Below are 17,824 nucleotides of genomic sequence, written 5' to 3' on the forward strand. Positions count from 1 at the left end.
TGCGTTAAATCCTGATCAAGTCCAGCCGCTCGCCGAGTTCGCGCTGCGCCGTTTCCACCAGGCTCAGCTGGTGGGTGAACAGCACCGTCTGGAACTTGTCGCCGGCGGCAGCGAGTGTGCGGATGCCGGCTGCGGTCCGTTCGTCGTCGAATGTCTGGAAGATGTCGTCGAGGATCAGCGGTGCCGGTTCGTTGCGGCTACAGTAATCCTCGAGGAACGCCAGACGCAGTGCGAGATAGAGCTGATCGCCGGTGCCTTCGCTGAGGCCCGATAGCGGAACCTGCTCACCGGTGTTTCGCTCGACAGCCAGCTGCAGCTCGTCCTTTTCGTCATAGAGCTGCACCAGCTTCGCAAACCGTCCACCGGTGAGATCCGCAAATACCTTGCCGGCCCGCTGCATGACCGGATCGGCCTGCTGCTCGCGATAGGTTTCCATCGAGGACGATAGAAGGCTGGCCGCGAGCTTCAGCACCACCCACCGCCGCGCAAGGTCCCTCGCCTCGGTTTCGGCCGCGTGCTTCTGGAACACCGCGCGCTCGGCACCGATGCCGCTTTCCAGTTCGCGGCGACGGCGGGCATTGTCGGCCTCGGCGGTCCTCAAAGTCGAGATACGGTCGATCTGCCTGCTATCGGCGCTTTCCAGCTGTTCGATCTCAAGACCTGCCGTCACCTTGTCGAAATCGACCAGCGCTGAGCGCACTGCCGCTTCATCGTCACCATCAGCGTGCTCGTTGAAACGGGAGCGGCACTGCAGAAGCTGTCCGTTCAGCCGGCTTCGCTGGCGCAATTCTTCCAGCACCTGTTCGAGGTCGGCGACGCCTCGCGAGGCGGATGTGGCAAGCGAAGCGAGCTCGTCCTGCAGGGTTTTTTCCCGCGTGGCATAGCGCTCCAGGGCGAGCGTCGCGCGTTCGAGGTCAGCCGACATCGCTGCCTTGTGCTTGGCGGCGGCATTGGCATCCATTGCCCGATCGTTAAGGAGACCGGCCGCGACGTCTGCCGGCACCGAGATGAGGTCTGGCGCGACCTTGGTGCAGAGGCTGCGGATTTCCTCGTCGAAGGTTTCCATGTCGCGCTGCATGCCGCGCACCCGGCGCCTGCGGTTTTCGCGCTCGGCCAGAAGATCTGGCACGCTGCGCCAGACATCGAGCGCTGCCGCTGCCATTTCGACCGTCGCCTCATCCGGCAGGCCGGCCATGGTCGCAGCGTTGGAGAATGCGGCTCGCCACGTGTCGACTTCACGGCGCAGTACGGTTTCGCGCTCTTCGAGACGTTGCAGCGCATCGACGGCGGAATTGCGCTTGCCTTCCAGCGAGCGGCTTTCCGTCCAGCGTTCCGCGATCTCCGCCAGTCTTCGGTCGAGAGCGCGCGCCAGAGCCGCGGGCGGCAAGGCGGTTGCGGCAAGACCAATCGCGTCGGCAAGGCCGACCAGCACCGGCTTCAGCCGCTCTTCCTTCAGCCGCGCGTTCTGCAGCGCGTCACTTGCATCCTTCAGCGCAGCGACCTGATGCGACAGCGCTTCCACGCCGCGGCGCCATTCGAGCATGCGCTCGGGCGATAGCGGCGAGACCGGCACCGAGCGGAACAGGTCCTCGAATTCGGTGATCGCGTCCGACAGCGCAATATCGCTTTCGCGCGCTTCGGCGCGGGCGTTCGTCAACTGCTGCTCGATCTCGTGCTGGCGCAGGCTGAGTTGTGCGTAGCGGGACACGCGTTCGGCATCGGTCAGGGCGGCGTCAGCCAGTTCGTCAGCGATCTGCACGGCCTTCTGGACATCGGCTAGCTGATCTCCTGAAGGCTTTGCTCCGAGTGCTGCAAGACCCTCGTCGCGGTGCTGGCGCGCTTCCAGGATGTCGGCACGCGAAACGATGCGTCCCTGCCCTTCCAACGCTGACATCTGATCGGCCACGGTCTTGGCTTCGGCCTTCACCGTCGTCAGCGTCTGGGTGATCCTCGCATGCACCGCGCGTGCGTCGTCGATCAGTTTGCGGTGGCTGCTGAGCGCTGCCAGATCCGGCAGCGGGCTCGCAAGCAGGGCGTCGATGTCCTTGACCGGCGGATCGAGTCTTGCAACGGCGGCGGCAAGATCGCTCTCTGCCCGTGTGGCGCGGACCTGCAGGTTTTCGATGCCTGCGAGATCACTGAGTTCGGGGCGCAGCGCCGTGAGCTGCTCGGCCCATGGTTTCGGATCGATCAGGCGGCTGTCCGGATTGGCTTCATCCAGACGCCGCAGCGCCTCGCGCTCTTCTTCCAGACGGAGATGCAGCTGTTTCAGGCTGCGATCGAGTTCGCTGCCTTCGTCGAGCAGTGTCTTCAGCCGCACCAGATCGGCATCGGCAGGCTGGTGGCGTTCGAGGTCGTCGGTCCTGACAAGACCCAACCTGCGCCCCAGCTGCACCAGCCGGGTATCGAAATCCTCGACCTCGCCGCGAACCCTTGCGATATCCTCGCGGGCTTTCAGATAGACGCCCTTGTCGGCGTGGCGGGCGAGAATGCTGCCGGCAGCGGCGATCAGCGCGTCGTCGACATGGAGGGCGGCGATCTCATCGCCCAGCCGCGAGACTTCAGTTTCCGCCGCCCGATGCGCGTCTTCGTTGCGGCGTGCCTCGTCCAGCGCCCTGGCAAGTGCGTCCTCGAAGCCAGGCGGCAGCGAGCCCAGCGCCTGATACTGCGCCAGCTGGTCCTGCTCGCGATCGATCTCGCGAAGCACCGGCTCCAGCCGCATCAGCTTGCGCAGCCGTTCGAGCGTCTGTTTCGTGGTTTCGCGCTCGGTCTGGACCGTCGCGAGTTCCGCTTCCAGCTCGGACTGTTCGGCGAGCAGCTTCTTCCAGTCGCCGGACTTCAGCTCGTTGTCCCGCTCGGCCTTGCGCGCCTCGTCATGGCTGTCGAGCACCTGGTAAAACAACCGGTCCTTGGAGCGGCGCGCCGCGTAGATGGTGTCGGCCTCGGCATCGAAGCTCTTGCGCAGGTCGGAGAGGCCGGTAAGGCCCGACGCTGCAGAAAACAGCAGACTGCCGATTTCGCCGCCGCTTTTCAGCATGCTCTGGCCGCCGGCGCGCAGCGACGCCGAATCAAGCCCGAAAGCGCGTTGAAACACGTCGCGGTTCAGCGTGCCGAGAAAGGGTGCCAGCGCATCCTCGGGCAGCGCCTCTTCCGCCTCGCTTGCCGCGAGCAGCGTGTTCTTGCGGCCGCGACGACGGCGAAAGCCCAGCTTGCTGCCATCGCGTGTCTCGATTTCGGCGCCGACGCGAAGGGCCGTCGCATCGTGGAGAAAACTGTATTCGGCAGCGGTCGGAAAACCGAACAGCAGATCCGAGATTGCCGACAGCGCGGAAGACTTTCCGGCTTCGTTCGGGCCATAGATGACATGCAACTGCGCATCCGGCCGGAACGCAAGCGCGCGATCGGTGAGCGCGCCGTAGCGCAGGATGTCGAGACGGGTGAAACGCATGTGACTACCCTACCCTTGCCGCGCGCGACAGAAGCAGCTCGCGTGCTTCCGCCAACAGTGTTGCCGCATCATCACCTAGCGCCAGGTCACCGGCACCGATACCGCCCGGCAGACGCGCGGCAATTTCGGCAATGCGGGCCTCGGCTTCGCTGACCAGAAGCGGCGAGAACTCCGCCGTCGGCAGCAGGCCTTCGAGCCCGAGCAGATCGGTGGCTTTCCCAGTTGAGGCAATCTCGGCTTCGAGTTTGACCTCCAGCTTTTCCAGCCAGATATCCTCATGACCCCGATGGCACGCGGCTTGCACCTCGTCCCGGAAATCGGCCGCTCTCGCCAAGATCTCGTTGCGGAAGCGACTGCGGCCGCTGATGCGGATGCGCAGTGCCAGCGGCCGGCTTTCCATGGCATCGATCACAGAACCAAGCAGATCTTCCAGCCGCCGCAGGATTGCCGCCGGCGTCTCGTCCGGCTCGACAAGAACAGCGAGTTCAGCAAACCTTGCGCTGTCGGTCACGATACGCTCATAGGCGATGCGTCCGTCCTCGACGGTCACGAGCACGGCGCCCTTTGCCCCCTGCTCGCGGATCGACCGCCCCTGAAGGTTGCCGGGGAACACGACCAGCGGGTCTTCGGCAACGATTTCGAAATCGTGGACATGGCCGAGCGCCCAGTAATCGTAGCCACGCGATCGCAGGTCTTCGACGGAACAGGGCGCGTAGGCTGCGTGCGGCTCGCGGCCGGTCAGCGAGGTGTGCAGCACGCCAATGTTGAACCAGCCCGGTTCCGGCTTCGGATAGGCAAGCGCCAGGTTTTCGTTGGCGGAGCGCTCGGCAAAACCCTGGCCGTGCAGCGCAACCTTCAGGTGATCCAGCTTGAACGTTCCGGGCTTTGCGGTCGGGAATTCGCTGACATTCTTCGGCAGCGTAATTGTCTTGGTGATGACGCTTTCGGCGTCGTGATTGCCCTTCAGAAGAAAGACCGGAATGCCGGCGCGTTCCAGCCGGGCAATTTCGCGGTTGAAGAACAGGCCGATCTTGTTGTCTTTCCAGTCGCCGTCGTAGACATCGCCCGCAACGATAAAGAAGTCGACCTTGCGCTCCACCGCCTCGTCCACCAAGCCCGAGAACGCCTTGCGGCTTGCCTCGATGAAGATATCGGCAAGCTCGGCATCCTTCAGCGCCAGCCCCTGAAAGGGACTGCCTAGATGCAGATCGGCGGCATGGATGAAGCGGAATGAGGTCATCGACTCGGCTGCTGGAACACATCAGGAACGACAGACTTAAGTCACGCATCGGCAATAAAAAAGGCCGGGTGCGGAAACACCCGGCCTTTTCCTGTTGATGAACGGTTTAGTTGGTCGCCTTGATCTCAACCGGGAAGAACAGCGTTTCGCCGGAACTGTCGTCGACGCCGTCATTGTCGGTGATGGCGAAGGCCTTGCCCGACTTGTCGAAGGCGAAACCTTCGAGCTTGTCGACCACATAGCCGTTGGTAGCGTTCTTGAGGTCGGAGAGGAAGTCGTGAACTTCCTGCTTGGTGACGAGCGGCAGCTCTCCGCCAAGCTTTGCGGGCTTCAGATCGGCGATTGCCACACGGTAGAGCTTCTTGAGCTTTGCGTTGTCGCCGATCAGGTTGTCGCGCTCGATGATGTAGAGGTAGTCACCGCGGGCGGTGATTTCCGACAGGCCGACCCAGCCTTTTTCGGTCTTTTCGAGCGGGTAGCGAACGGCGGCCCATTCCTTGGACTTCGGCTTGTAGGACAGAAGCTTCACCTGGCCCTTCGGATCGTCCTTCCATTCGCGCTGGATTGCCATCCAGAGTGTCAGGTCGTCGCCCGAACCCGTTGTGGTGATGCCTTCGAGACCGAAGCGGGTTTCACCTGCCAGAAGTTCTGCCGGCAGCGCGATCTCGGACTTGATCTCACCCTTGGCGCTGACGTTGTAGATGCCGTGACCGACGAACTTGGCACTGTCGCCTTCGGAAGCGAGCCAGAAGCCGCCCTTGCCGTCGAGCGCGATACCTTCGATATCGAGCTTCTGGGCCGGCTGACCGTTGCGGGTCACACGCACCACGCTGGTGATTTCCGCCGGCTTCTTGGTGGCGTCGATGGTGAAGATCGAGGGCTGCATGGCATAGACGCTATCGCTGACTGCATAGAGAATGCCGTCCTTTTCCGCATCCCCGACGAGGCCCGACATGGCACCCCAGCCGAGCGGCTTGCCGTCGATATCCTTGGAGACCAGCATCGGATAGGCCTTTTCGCCTTCGCTAAGCTCGTAGATCATGACATGCGAGCGGGCACCGCCGTCTTCGCCGAGATCGGCTTCGTTGGCGGAGGCAAGCAGGTTGCGGCCGGGAATGGCGACAGCACCTTCAGGCGAGATGCCGGATGGCAGAAGCTGCACCAGTTCCGGCTCCGCACCGGTATCCTTGTAGACCGCGATCATCGAACCGCGTTCCGACAGGACAAAGAAATACTTCTGACCGTTGAAGGTCGCAGCTTCCAGGCCTTCCGGCTCGATGCCCTTGTTCTTGGCACGTTTTTCCGGGAAGTGACCGACGCGGGCTACGGCATATTCGAGCGACGTGCCGGCGTCATAGAGAACCTTGCCGGTGCGGTCGAAAATGGTGAAGCCGCGCGACCCGCCCTTGTAGTCACCTTCGTTGGCGACAACGAAACGATCGGTACCGAGCCACTTCACCGCATCCGGTTCGCGGGGAATGGCCGTGAGCTTGCTGGAGAAGGTCAGTGCGCCGTCGGTCTTGGTGTCAACGCCATCGAGATCAACCGTGCCGGCCGTGAAATGGGCGGTGACCTTTGCGGTCTTGCTGTCGACGATGACGATGTGATTGTTTTCCTGCAGCGTCACGACGATTTCGCCGTTGGCGTTGATGTTGACGAATTCCGGCTCGGGATCCTCAGGGGCGACGGTAGACAGTCCCGTCAGGTCGACGTGACGGATGCTGTCGCAGACGGGCACGCCGTTGTTCAGGGTGACAATCTGCAATTCGCCGGCCGGCAGCTGTGGCAGAGCGCCGTCGTTTAGCTTTTCGTCGCGCTGGTTCTCGATGGCAATGGCCGCAAACGTGCCATCCGGCGAGATGACAACCGAGTCCGGCTGGCCGCCGAGATCGCAGGTGGCCTCGAGTTTCCGGGAGGCGATATCGACCACCCCGAGCTGGCCTGCGGGCTTGGTGAGGTCCTTGGTCCGATCGATGGTGACGAGAACCTTCGCACCGATTGCGGCGACCGAGTTCGGCTCGCCGTCGATCTTGACCGATCCGCCTGCCTTAGGGGCCTTCGCGTCGGTGATGTCGATAAAGCCGATCGTGCCGCCAGGCGCATCGGAATAGATGAGTGTGTTGCCGTCGGCGGTGGCCGTGATAATTTCCGACGAGGTCGCCTTGTCCTCGCCCTTGGGCAGGTTCTGGGCGACCGGGAAGGATGCAATGCGGTTGAAGACTTGCTCGGCGCCGGCAGGAGCTGCAACGGAGCCGAGGAGGAGCGCGGTCAAAGCGGCGCGTGTCGAGAATGTCATGGGAAGCCTCCGTGAAACTACACTCGGCTTGTGCTGCACTGTCATGACAGGCGGATGACACTTTTGGACGCAGAAAGAACGGACCTGCGGATAAGGCTCGAACACGCTTTCTGTTCAACGAAAAAGGCCCGGTTTTCACCGGGCCTTCTCAACGCTTTGCATCCCGGCGGCAGGCCGCCAGATGCTTTCGATCAGCTGTTAACAGCTTCCTTGAGACCCTTGCCGGCCGAGAACTTCGGAACGTTGCGAGCCGGGATATCGACTTCAGCGCCCGTGGACGGGTTGCGGCCCTTGGATGCTTCGCGACGCGAAACGGAGAAGCTGCCGAAGCCAGCGAGGCGGATGTCGCCACCATTCTTCAGTTCGGCCTGGACAGTCTCGAAAACGGCATCGACTGCAGAGGCGGCATCAGCCTTGGAGAGGCCGGCTTTTTCGGCCACTGCGGACACCAGTTCGGTCTTGTTCATATTTCCACCCTTTCAACGGTTTTGGAACGACTCATTTGGTCGGCGCCGACAATAGTTTTGCGTCGGCACTTGGCAACCCAAAGGCTCCGAAAAAGCCTGAAAAACAAGGGGTCTTGGGCATTTTTCACAAAAAAAGCCGGCTTTCGCCGGCTTTTTTATCAGTTCATGGCGGCTTCAAGGCACCGCTTAGTGAGCGATCGTTGTCGACGAGTCGTCGGCACCGTCAACTGTCGCTATGACCGGTGTCTCCACCGTGCCATCCCACTCGATCGGTTCGGGAAGACGAACCAAAGCGTGCTTGATCACCTCGCCCATACGCGACACCGGGATGATCTCCATGCCGTTTTTCACGTTGTCCGGAATGTCCGCGAGGTCCTTCGCGTTCTCTTCCGGGATCAGCACAACCTTGATGTTGCCGCGCAGAGCCGCAAGGAGTTTTTCCTTGAGACCACCGATCGGCAGCACCCGGCCGCGCAACGTGATTTCGCCGGTCATGGCGACATCCTTGCGAACAGGAATGCCGGTCATGATCGAAACGATCGCGGTTGCCATGCCGACACCGGCCGACGGACCGTCCTTCGGCGTCGCACCTTCCGGCACGTGCACGTGGATATCCGACTTGTCGAAGCGCGGCGGCTCGATGCCGAAATCGACGGCACGGGAGCGGACATAGGATGCCGCAGCCGAAATCGATTCCTTCATCACGTCCTTGAGGTTGCCGGTGACGGTCATGCGACCCTTGCCCGGCATCATGACGCCTTCGATGGTGAGAAGCTCACCGCCGACTTCTGTCCAGGCAAGACCCGTGACGACGCCGACCTGATCCTCACCTTCGGCTTCGCCGTGACGGAAACGCGGAACGCCAAGGTAATCCGAGATGTTGGCAGCGGTAACCGCAACCGACTTCGTCTTGCCCTTGATGATCTCGGTCACGGCCTTGCGGGCGAGCTTCATCAGCTCGCGCTCGAAGGAGCGAACGCCGGCTTCACGCGTGTACTGCTGGCTGATCGCCATCAGGGCATCGTCCGACACCGAGAATTCCTTCGGCTGCAGCGCATGGTCCCGGATAGCCTTCGGCAGAAGGTGACGCTTTGCAATCTCGCGCTTCTCATCCTCGGTGTACCCGGCGATGCGGATCACTTCCATGCGGTCCATCAGGGGACCTGGGATGTTCAGCGTGTTCGCCGTGGTGATGAACATCACGTCGGACAGATCGTATTCGACCTCGAGGTAGTGGTCCATGAAGGTCGAGTTCTGCGCCGGATCGAGCACTTCGAGCAGGGCCGACGACGGATCTCCGCGGAAGTCCGAGCCCATCTTGTCGATTTCGTCGAGCAGGAAGAGCGGGTTGGACTTCTTCGCCTTCTTCATCGACTGGATGACCTTGCCGGGCATCGAGCCGATGTAGGTGCGGCGGTGACCACGGATTTCGGCTTCGTCACGAACGCCACCGAGTGCCATGCGCACGTACTCGCGGCCGGTCGCCTTGGCGATCGACTGGGCAAGAGACGTCTTGCCGACGCCCGGAGGACCCACGAGGCAGAGGATCGGGCCCTTGAGCTTGGTGGCGCGGGCCTGCACGGCGAGATACTCGACGATGCGTTCCTTGACCTTGTCGAGACCGAAGTGATCCAGTTCGAGGACCTTTTCAGCCGCGTTAAGATCGGTCTTGATCTTCGACTTCTTGGACCACGGAATACCAAGCAGCCAGTCGAGATAGTTGCGCACGACGGTGGCTTCCGCCGACATCGGGCTCATCTGCTTCAGCTTCTTCAGCTCGGCGTCGGCCTTTTCCTTGGCTTCCTTGGAAAGCTTGGTCTTGCCGATGCGCTCTTCCAGTTCGGCCATCTCGTCACGGCCTTCGTCGCCGTCGCCGAGTTCCTTCTGGATCGCCTTCATCTGCTCGTTGAGGTAATACTCGCGCTGGGTCTTTTCCATCTGGCGCTTGACGCGCGAGCGGATGCGCTTCTCGACCTGGAGGACGGAGATTTCGCCTTCCATGAAGCCGAGGGCCTTTTCAAGCCGCAGCTTGATCGAGACAGTTTCGAGCATTTCCTGCTTTTCGGTGATCTTGATCGACAGGTGCGAGGCAACCGTGTCGGCCAGCTTCGAGTAGTCCTCGATTTGGCTCGCGGCACCAACGACTTCCGGCGAGATCTTCTTGTTGAGCTTCACGTAGTTTTCGAATTCGGAAACCACGGAGCGCGACAGTGCTTCGACCTCGACGGCGTCCTCATCGGGCTCGGCCAGAATCTCGGCCTTGGCTTCGTAGAACTCGTCGCGGTCACTGTATTCGGAGATCTGGGCGCGCGCCTTGCCTTCGACCAGAACCTTGACGGTTCCGTCCGGGAGCTTCAGGAGCTGCAGCACATTGGCCACCGTGCCGACCTTGTAGATCTGCTCAGGCTCAGGATCGTCGTCGCTGGCATTGATCTGGGTGACGAGCATGATCTGCTTGTCGGAACCCATGACCTCTTCAAGCGCCCGAATGGACTTTTCCCGTCCGACGAACAGCGGCACGATCATGTGCGGGAAGACCACAATGTCGCGCAGAGGCAGGACCGGATAGGTCTCAGCGCCGGATGCCGCAGACGTTGAATTCGTCATGTCATTTCCTTTCCATCGTCCCGTTGCCGGGATGGCTTGAGAAATTACCCAAGCACTTCACTCCCGCTAAAAGTGGAGTTTTCACAGATCGTTTTCAAGCCTTGCAAGGTCGCTGCACTGCACCTTGTGCAACCAGCCGTCAGACAAAGCGCCCACGCATAACGCCTTACGCAAAATGTCAGCTCTTCAGCACGGACGCGCCACCGTCCTTGCCGACAAACCTTTTCGAGACGAGGTCCGAAATCAACGGCACACGCACAAAAGATGCGAAGCAGCCGGAACGGAGAGGTTCATCCCTGACCCTGTCTAAATCAAGCGGATTATCTTGCAACTCTTTGCAGTGCAAAAATCGTGTAATACGGCCTAAAACAATAGCCGAGGCTAAAACGAAAAAGAGGCCCCAATGGGGCCCCTTCTCAATGTTGCTATGACCGCTGAGGATCAGGCCGAAACGTTGGCCTTTTCTTCCTGCCTGTCGGCATAGATGTAGAGCGGCCGTGCATTGCCCCGCACCACATCGTCGGAAATGACCACTTCGCGAACGCCTTCCAGCGCCGGCAGCTCGAACATCGTGTCGAGCAGGATCTTTTCCATGATCGAGCGAAGACCACGAGCACCCGTCTTGCGGATGATGGCGCGCTTGGCGATCTCGCGCAGCGCGTCCTCGTGGAACGTCAGTTCGACGTCTTCCATCTCGAACAGGCGCTGGTACTGCTTGATCAGCGCGTTCTTCGGCTCCGACAGGATCTGGATCAGCGCATCCTCATCGAGATCCTCGAGCGTTGCCAGAACCGGCAGACGACCGATGAATTCCGGAATGAGACCGAACTTGACCAGATCTTCCGGTTCGAGTTCGCGCAGCACTTCGCCAACGCGACGATCGTCCGGAGACTGGACGGATGCACCGAAACCGATCGAGGTCTTCTCGCCACGGGCCGAGATGATCTTGTCGAGACCGGCAAACGCGCCGCCGCAGATGAACAGGATGTTCGTCGTGTCGACCTGCAGGAATTCCTGCTGCGGATGCTTGCGACCACCCTGCGGCGGAACCGATGCAACCGTGCCTTCCATGATCTTCAGAAGCGCCTGCTGGACGCCCTCGCCCGACACGTCGCGGGTGATCGAAGGGTTGTCCGACTTGCGGGAGATCTTGTCGACTTCGTCGATATAGACGATGCCGCGCTGGGCGCGCTCGACATTGTAATCCGCAGACTGAAGCAGCTTCAGAATGATGTTTTCCACGTCTTCACCGACATAGCCGGCTTCCGTGAGTGTCGTCGCGTCAGCCATCGTGAAGGGCACGTCGATGATGCGCGCAAGCGTCTGGGCAAGATAGGTCTTGCCGCAACCCGTCGGACCGACGAGCATGATGTTCGACTTCGCAAGCTCGACATCGCCGCCCTTTGAGGCATGCGCGAGACGCTTGTAATGATTGTGGACTGCGACCGACAGAATACGCTTGGCCTGCTTCTGGCCGATGACGTACTCGTCGAGGACCTTGATGATGTCCTGCGGCGTGGGAACGCCTTCACGGGACTTCACCATCGAAGACTTGTTCTCTTCGCGAATGATGTCCATGCACAATTCGACGCATTCATCGCAGATGAATACGGTCGGGCCGGCAATCAGCTTGCGGACCTCGTGCTGGCTCTTTCCGCAGAAGGAGCAATACAGGGTATTCTTGGAGTCGCCGCCGTTGCCGCCGCTGACTTTGCTCATATCACTTTCCTTCCAGCACTCCGCCTATCCGCCTGTCCAGACGGTCGCGGTCAACTTTGTCGCTGTCGACACGCGCGGACGCCATGCCGCGCCTGTCTTCGCTCAAGGGGTACTCTACCGGCCTTAAACTCGCTTTCGCAGGTCCAGAATGACCGGCTGCAACGAAACCCCTAAGACGCCAATGCTATGTCATAAACACTCAACACAGCCTTAATAGGTACTAATAGCGCGTTCCGTGCCACTTGAAACCCCCGAAATCACTCAAATCCGGGTGAGCAGCACGGATGCCACTATTGCCTCAAGACGCCGAAACGCCTTCCATTTCCTGACGCGTGGTCAGGATCTTGTCGACGACGCCCCAGTCCTGAGCTTCGTCGGCGGTCATGAAGTGGTCACGATCGAGGGTTTTTTCAACTTCCTCAAGCGTACGGCCGGTGTGCTTCACGTAAACGTCGTTCAAACGGCGCTTCATCTTCAGAATGTCGCGAGCGTGACGTTCGATGTCCGAGGCCTGACCGGTAAAGCCGCCGGAGGGCTGGTGAACCATGATACGCGAGTTCGGCATTGCAAAACGCATGCCCTTCTCGCCGGCGCACAGCAGCAGCGAGCCCATTGACGCGGCCTGACCGATGCAGAGCGTCGATACGGCCGGCTTGATGAACTGCATCGTGTCGTAGATCGACATGCCGGCGGTGACGACACCACCTGGCGAATTGATGTAGAGCGCGATTTCCTTCTTCGGATTTTCAGCCTCGAGGAAAAGCAGCTGGGCGCAAACGAGCGACGCCATGTAATCTTCCACCGGACCGGTGACGAAGATGATGCGCTCCTTCAGGAGGCGCGAGTAGATATCGTAGGAGCGTTCACCGCGATTGGTCTGCTCAACGACCATCGGCACCAAGGCCATTGCGGTATCAACTGGATTTCTCATGTCCGTCCTTTGTCAAATGCATCGCCGAAGGCGGCGATGCGCTCCGGAATCATTGGAATGGGTTATCTCCTACATAGAGTGTCACCGCCGGGTACTTCAAGACGGAGAGCCCGATATCCTTAATCGGCTTGGGATGCGCGAGGCTGACCGATAATGCAACAACTCTCATATACCAGAGGCAAAAGAGAAGTATCGACGGCCATCCAAGCATTTTTGATCGAGCAGGGTAAAGCAGATATGAATAAATGACAGCATTCTAATCAAAATAACCGACGCAAAACAGCAACGCAGCCTTAAAGACTTGGCCGCATACTGAGCCGGCCGGGAATGAATGACGGAGCTGGACGTGGATATCTTGACGGGTCTGTTGATCTGGGCCGCTGAAGCGGTGACGCTCGCCGTCCTGCTCTTTTCACGCTGGTACTATGAGCGCGAACCACTTTATCTCAGCTGGGGCAGCGGCTTCGCTGTGCACGGGATTGGCGCAGCTCTGGTCGCAATGCGCGGCGACATCCCGGACTTCGTTTCGATAGAGATCGCCAATACCATGGTTCTTGCGGGTATCGGCCTGTGGGCTGCGGGCCTGATGCAGCTCGACCGCCGGCCCGTTGAACCCTATGTTGGCATTCCGGCCCTGATCTGGATTGCCGGGATGTTTCTCGACCCCGTCCGCGGCGACTTCGCCAGTCGCGCCATCCTTCACCATGTCGCGGCCATGGTCGGTCACGCCATGATCATCGGCATTCTGCTTTACCATCGCGGTCCGCCCAGTATCACCCGTCGCGTGTTTGCCAGCGTCATCGGGATACAGTTCTTCTCCTGTGCGCTGATTGTCCTGATGGTGTTCATCGGTAGACCGGATGCGCTTGTCGCTGCGTCGCATTCGCCGTGGCTCTATCTCCCGACGGCTTTCGTCTTTGTCGGCAGCATCGTCTGCGGGGCGCGACTCCTGACCGAGCGGTCGGAGCTGACCCTGAAGGAGCTGGCGCGGACCGACCCGCTGACCGGCGTGCTCAACCGCCGCGGTCTGCTGGAAGAGTTTCACCGGTCGAAGGGCGTTGATGCGTTGGATGGCAGCATGATTGCTTTCATCCAGTTCGATCTCGACGGGTTCAAGCAGATCAACGACGTCTACGGTCATCAGGCCGGCGATGACGTGCTCTCCGCCTTTGCACGGATTGGTGCGGCGGCTCAGCGCGGCCGCGGCTCGTTCGGACGCATGGGCGGCGAGGAATTCGCGTCCATCATCCGCGTTTCCGATATGGTCGAAGCAGCCAGTATCGCAGAGGCCATCCGCTCGACGCTCAGACGGCATCCAATCAGTGTCGGCGAACACAGGATAGCCGTGACGGTCAGCGCCGGCATCTCTCTGTGCTCCACGAAGGACGCCGATATTGACGTGTTGCTAACGGCTGCCGACAAGGCTCTTTACGTGTCGAAGACCAGCGGCCGCGACCGCACCGCCGTTCATACGGATCAGGAAATCATGATCGTACCGTCGACGGATTTTGCGTCCCCAACCCCATTTGCCGCAGATCCTTTCGAAGACATCAGCGTGTCCCAACAGGTGGCGTCGCTGAAACGCATCGTCGTCCTCAGCCAATAGTGCCGTTGCCCACGACCGCCTAAAGTCTTGCAATGGCGCGACAATGCTCCACACTCTCTCCGAGCAAATTCAAAAATGCGGAGAGACATGCCATGCTGAAGCAAATTTCCGGAACTGTTCTCGCCGGTTTCCTGACGATCTCGGTTGCCTCGGCGCAGCAGGCATCGGACACGACCGCGCCGGAAAAGGCATCGGCAGTCACGTCGGCCAAGCGGGTGGAGACGAAGCGCTACATGGTCGCCGCCGCCAATCCGCTCGCCGCGGAAGCGGGTCGCGCCGTCATCGAGAAAGGCGGCAGTGCCGCCGATGCACTGGTTGCCGTGCAGACCGTGCTCGGGCTCGTGGAGCCGCAAAGTTCGGGCCTCGGCGGTGGCGCTTTCCTCGTCTATTACGACGCAGCCTCGCAGAAACTGACGACGTTCGACGGCCGCGAGACGGCGCCGATGGAAGCCACGCCGAAGCTCTTTCTCGACGATCAGGGCCAGCCGTTGAAGTTCATGGCAGCCGTGGTCGGCGGCCGGTCGGTCGGCACGCCGGGCACGGTGCGGCTTCTGGAAACCGTCCACCGCAAATACGGTAAGGCGAACTGGGCGGGATTGTTTACTGCCGCCGAGCGCCTCGCCACTGACGGCTTTGAGGTCTCGCCCCGGCTCGGCACGCTGCTTGCGGCCGAAGGTGACAAGCTGAAGACCGATGACGTTACGATCCGCTATTTCTTCGACGATGGCGGCGCACCGCTGAAGACCGGCACTCTCCTCAAGAACCCGGCCTATGCCGAAACGCTGCGGACGATCGCGGCCGGCGGCGCCGATGCCTTCTATTCCGGCCCGATTGCGCAGGCGATCGTCAAGGCCGTGCGCGAGGCAAAGGGCAATCCCGGCGTTCTCTCGCTGTCCGATTTCGCCAATTACAGGATCAAGGAGCGGGAACCGGTCTGCCTTGCCTATCGCGCTCTCGATATATGCGGCATGGGGCCACCCTCCTCCGGTGGCGTTGCAGTCGGCCAGATGCTGGGCATGCTCGAAAACTTCGATCTGAAGGGGCTCGGGCCGGACAATGTCGAAAGCTGGAGGCTGATCGGCGATGCGCAGCGTCTGGCGTTTGCTGACCGCGAAAGATATCTCGCCGATCCCGATTTCGTGCCGGCACCGATCAAGGGTCTCCTCAAAAAAGAGTATCTCGGCGAACGGGCAAGACTGCTCGACACGGACAAGGCCCTTGCCAAGGATGCCGTGAAGTCGGGTGAGCCGACCTGGGATCACGCGCTCCTGTTCGGCCGCGGCGAGGCGATCGAACTGCCCTCGACCAGCCATATCTCCATCGCCGACAAGGATGGCAACGTCGCCAGCATGACGACGACGATCGAGAACGGGTTCGGTTCGCGGCTGATGGTCAACGGCTTTCTGCTGAACAACGAACTGACCGACTTTTCCTTCAAGACGCATGATGGAAGCCTGCCGGTCGCCAACCGCGTCGAGCCGGGCAAACGCCCTCGCTCCTCGATGGCGCCGACGATCGTGATGAAGGACGGCAAGCCGCTGATGGCCATCGGGTCGCCGGGCGGCAGCCAGATCATCGGATACGTGGCGCAGGCGCTGGTCGCCTATATCGACTGGGGCATGCCCGTGGAGCAGATCGTCGCCCAACCGCATCTGATCAACCGGTTCGGGACTTACGATATCGAAGCCGGAACGCGGGCTGAAACGCTGATGGAGCCTCTGAAGTCACTAGGATACGAGGTGAAGGCCGGAGAAATGACGTCTGGCCTGCAGGCGATCGAGATCACCGACCGGGGACTTGCGGGAAGTGCCGACCCGCGGCGCGAGGGGATCGCGACAGGCGAATGACGGGCTTTCGTGGGACCGCGGATTGGGTTACCCATTCCGCATGACCGCGATCCCCGATTTCCTCCGCATCGATCCAGAAACCCGCCGCGTCTCGCTGGATGGCCGCAACCCGGCCTTCTACAGCGATCCGAACCGTGTTTACGGGCTTTTGCATCAGCACTGTCCGACGTTCTTCTGGGAGGAGCAGCGGCAGTGGTTCTTCACCGGCTACGACCATGTGAACCTTCTCCTGCGCGACCGCCGATTCGGCCGGCAGATCCTGCATGTCGCCAGCCGCGAGGAGCTGGGCCTCCCCGAGCCGGAAGCGCATCTTGCGAATTTCGACCTGGCCGAACGATACTCGCTGCTGGAGATCGAACCGCCGGAACATACGCGGCTGCGGACACTGGTAAACCGCGCGTTCGTCTCCCGCCATATCGAGAAGCTGCGGCCGGAGATTACCGAGCTTGCGGAGCGTCTGATCGACGCGTTCGACGGCGAAGGCCGGGTGGAGCTGCTCTCGGCCTTTGCCGACATCATTCCCGTGACGATGATCGCCCGGATGATCGGCATTCCGGACGAGATGGGTCCGCAACTGCTGAAATGGAGCCATGCCTATGTCGGCATGTACATGTTCAAGCGCTCGCGGGAAGACGAACATGCGGCGGACCGCGCCGCCGGGGAATTCGCAGCCTATGTCAAAACGCTGATCTCTGAGCGCCGGCGTGAACCGCGCGAAGACCTGCTCACCCACATGATCCATACGGAGCACAAGGGCCAGTATCTGACCGATGACGAACTCGTCTCGACCACGATCGTTTTGCTCAACGCTGGCCACGAGGCGACCGTGCACCAGATCGGCAATTCGGTTCGCGTGATCCTCGAAAGCGGTCTCTCGCCGGCCGAGCTCTTCCGCGACGAGGCCGCGACGGAGCGGACGGTGGAAGAGACGCTGCGGCTGTGCGCGCCCGTCCATATCTTCCAGCGCTGGGCGCTCGAGGACGCGGAAATCGACGGCGTTTCCCTGAAGCGTGGCGACAAGGTGAGCCTGATCCTCGCCGCCGCCAATCTCGACAGCAAGAAATTTTCAGATCCGCTGACGTTCAAGCCGGATCGTCAGGAAGGCCAGAACCTGTCCTTCGGCGCCGGCATCCACTTCTGCATCGGCGCACCACTGGCGCGGCTGGAACTGAATACCGTTCTGCCCATCCTGTTTCGCCGCCTGCCCGGCCTCAAACTGGCCGGGGTGCCGACGGTGAAGGATGTCTACCATTTCCACGGGCTGGAGCGGCTCGATCTCACCTGGGGGTAGGAGCAGCCGGAGGACCCGCCGTCAGGCTTACAGCCTGATGACGTAATCCTTGCGGGTCGTCTCCACCACTTCCCAGGTGGCAACCAGACCTGGCCGCAGAACCATGCTGTCGCCGGCCTTCAGATGCAGCGGTTCTGCGCCTTCTTCGGTGATGATCGAGTAGCCGAACTGGATGTGGAAATATTCCCACTCGTCATAGACGATCTTCCACTTACCCGGCGTCGCTTCCCAGACGCCTGCATAGATGCCGCCGTCGGCCTCCTCGAAATTCCAGGTGAGGAATTTCGGATCGCCGAAGATGACGCGGTCGGGAGCGGGTGCGCCCTCCTCCGGTTCAATTGCGGTCAGATCGAATGTCAGCCAGTTCTTCAT

Annotated in this window: 11 protein-coding genes; 3 read left to right on the forward strand and 8 right to left on the reverse strand. The window is 61.0% G+C overall.

Annotated elements, in window-relative coordinates; all coding sequences use genetic code 11:
* Nucleotides 1–4 precede the first annotated feature (4 nt).
* The 7 genes from IFT59_RS09775 to clpP all read right to left on the reverse strand — a co-directional run bounded on the left by IFT59_RS09775 (nucleotide 5) and on the right by clpP (nucleotide 12,708).
* Complete coding sequence (locus tag IFT59_RS09775) at nucleotides 5–3,448, reverse strand: ATP-binding protein (RefSeq protein WP_192086715.1); 3,444 nt, start codon at nucleotides 3,446–3,448, stop codon at nucleotides 5–7.
* Nucleotides 3,449–3,452: 4 nt separating this feature from the next.
* Nucleotides 3,453–4,688: a metallophosphoesterase family protein gene (locus tag IFT59_RS09780; RefSeq protein WP_192086716.1), complete on the reverse strand. Its 1,236-nt coding sequence runs from the start codon at nucleotides 4,686–4,688 to the stop codon at nucleotides 3,453–3,455.
* 106 nt (nucleotides 4,689–4,794) lie between these two features.
* Nucleotides 4,795–6,984 (reverse strand): esterase-like activity of phytase family protein, encoded by a 2,190-nt coding sequence (locus tag IFT59_RS09785; RefSeq protein ID WP_192086717.1) that lies wholly within the window; start codon nucleotides 6,982–6,984, stop codon nucleotides 4,795–4,797.
* 191 nt (nucleotides 6,985–7,175) lie between these two features.
* A complete protein-coding gene (hupB, locus tag IFT59_RS09790; RefSeq protein WP_062453245.1) occupies nucleotides 7,176–7,451 on the reverse strand; it encodes a DNA-binding protein HupB in 276 nt (91 codons plus the stop codon).
* Nucleotides 7,452–7,637: 186 nt separating this feature from the next.
* Nucleotides 7,638–10,058 (reverse strand): endopeptidase La, encoded by a 2,421-nt coding sequence (gene lon, locus IFT59_RS09795; RefSeq protein ID WP_192086718.1) that lies wholly within the window; start codon nucleotides 10,056–10,058, stop codon nucleotides 7,638–7,640.
* 441 nt (nucleotides 10,059–10,499) lie between these two features.
* Nucleotides 10,500–11,777, reverse strand: coding sequence for an ATP-dependent Clp protease ATP-binding subunit ClpX (clpX, locus tag IFT59_RS09800; RefSeq protein ID WP_062453247.1), 1,278 nt, complete (start codon nucleotides 11,775–11,777; stop codon nucleotides 10,500–10,502).
* Nucleotides 11,778–12,075: 298 nt separating this feature from the next.
* On the reverse strand, nucleotides 12,076–12,708 hold the full coding sequence (gene clpP, locus IFT59_RS09805) for an ATP-dependent Clp endopeptidase proteolytic subunit ClpP (RefSeq protein WP_062453248.1): 633 nt from the start codon (nucleotides 12,706–12,708) through the stop codon (nucleotides 12,076–12,078).
* 346 nt (nucleotides 12,709–13,054) lie between these two features.
* On the opposite strand from clpP, the gene IFT59_RS09810 reads away from it, so the two are divergent.
* From IFT59_RS09810 to IFT59_RS09820, 3 genes are all read left to right on the forward strand, one after another.
* Entirely contained in the window at nucleotides 13,055–14,314 is a 1,260-nt protein-coding gene (locus IFT59_RS09810) for a diguanylate cyclase (protein WP_192086719.1), read from the forward strand.
* Between the two features lie 92 nt (nucleotides 14,315–14,406).
* Nucleotides 14,407–16,161 (forward strand): gamma-glutamyltransferase, encoded by a 1,755-nt coding sequence (gene ggt / locus IFT59_RS09815; protein ID WP_192086720.1) that lies wholly within the window; start codon nucleotides 14,407–14,409, stop codon nucleotides 16,159–16,161.
* Between the two features lie 40 nt (nucleotides 16,162–16,201).
* Nucleotides 16,202–17,452, forward strand: a complete 1,251-nt coding sequence (locus tag IFT59_RS09820) for a cytochrome P450 (RefSeq protein ID WP_192087136.1) — start codon at nucleotides 16,202–16,204, stop codon at nucleotides 17,450–17,452.
* A gap of 27 nt (nucleotides 17,453–17,479) precedes the next feature.
* Here IFT59_RS09820 and IFT59_RS09825 read toward each other — a convergent pair whose 3' ends face one another.
* Nucleotides 17,480–17,824, reverse strand: coding sequence for a cupin domain-containing protein (locus tag IFT59_RS09825; RefSeq protein ID WP_174195971.1), 345 nt, complete (start codon nucleotides 17,822–17,824; stop codon nucleotides 17,480–17,482).

Source organism: Rhizobium sp. CFBP 8752 (assembly GCF_014842035.1).
Lineage (GTDB): Bacteria > Pseudomonadota > Alphaproteobacteria > Rhizobiales > Rhizobiaceae > Neorhizobium > Neorhizobium soli.

What these genes read in the sequence shown, in the direction of transcription:
- IFT59_RS09775 (WP_192086715.1), bottom strand. Translation starts at nt 3,448, where the DNA reads ATGCGTTTCACCCGTCTCGACATCCTGCGCTACGGCGCGCTCACCGAT.
- IFT59_RS09780 (WP_192086716.1), bottom strand. Translation starts at nt 4,688, where the DNA reads ATGACCTCATTCCGCTTCATCCATGCCGCCGATCTGCATCTAGGCAGT.
- IFT59_RS09785 (WP_192086717.1), bottom strand. Translation starts at nt 6,984, where the DNA reads ATGACATTCTCGACACGCGCCGCTTTGACCGCGCTCCTCCTCGGCTCC.
- hupB (WP_062453245.1), bottom strand. Translation starts at nt 7,451, where the DNA reads ATGAACAAGACCGAACTGGTGTCCGCAGTGGCCGAAAAAGCCGGCCTC.
- lon (WP_192086718.1), bottom strand. Translation starts at nt 10,058, where the DNA reads ATGACGAATTCAACGTCTGCGGCATCCGGCGCTGAGACCTATCCGGTC.
- clpX (WP_062453247.1), bottom strand. Translation starts at nt 11,777, where the DNA reads ATGAGCAAAGTCAGCGGCGGCAACGGCGGCGACTCCAAGAATACCCTG.
- clpP (WP_062453248.1), bottom strand. Translation starts at nt 12,708, where the DNA reads ATGAGAAATCCAGTTGATACCGCAATGGCCTTGGTGCCGATGGTCGTT.
- ggt (WP_192086720.1), top strand. Translation starts at nt 14,407, where the DNA reads ATGCTGAAGCAAATTTCCGGAACTGTTCTCGCCGGTTTCCTGACGATC.
- IFT59_RS09820 (WP_192087136.1), top strand. Translation starts at nt 16,202, where the DNA reads ATGACCGCGATCCCCGATTTCCTCCGCATCGATCCAGAAACCCGCCGC.
- IFT59_RS09825 (WP_174195971.1), bottom strand. Translation starts at nt 17,824, where the DNA reads ATGAAGAACTGGCTGACATTCGATCTGACCGCAATTGAACCGGAGGAG.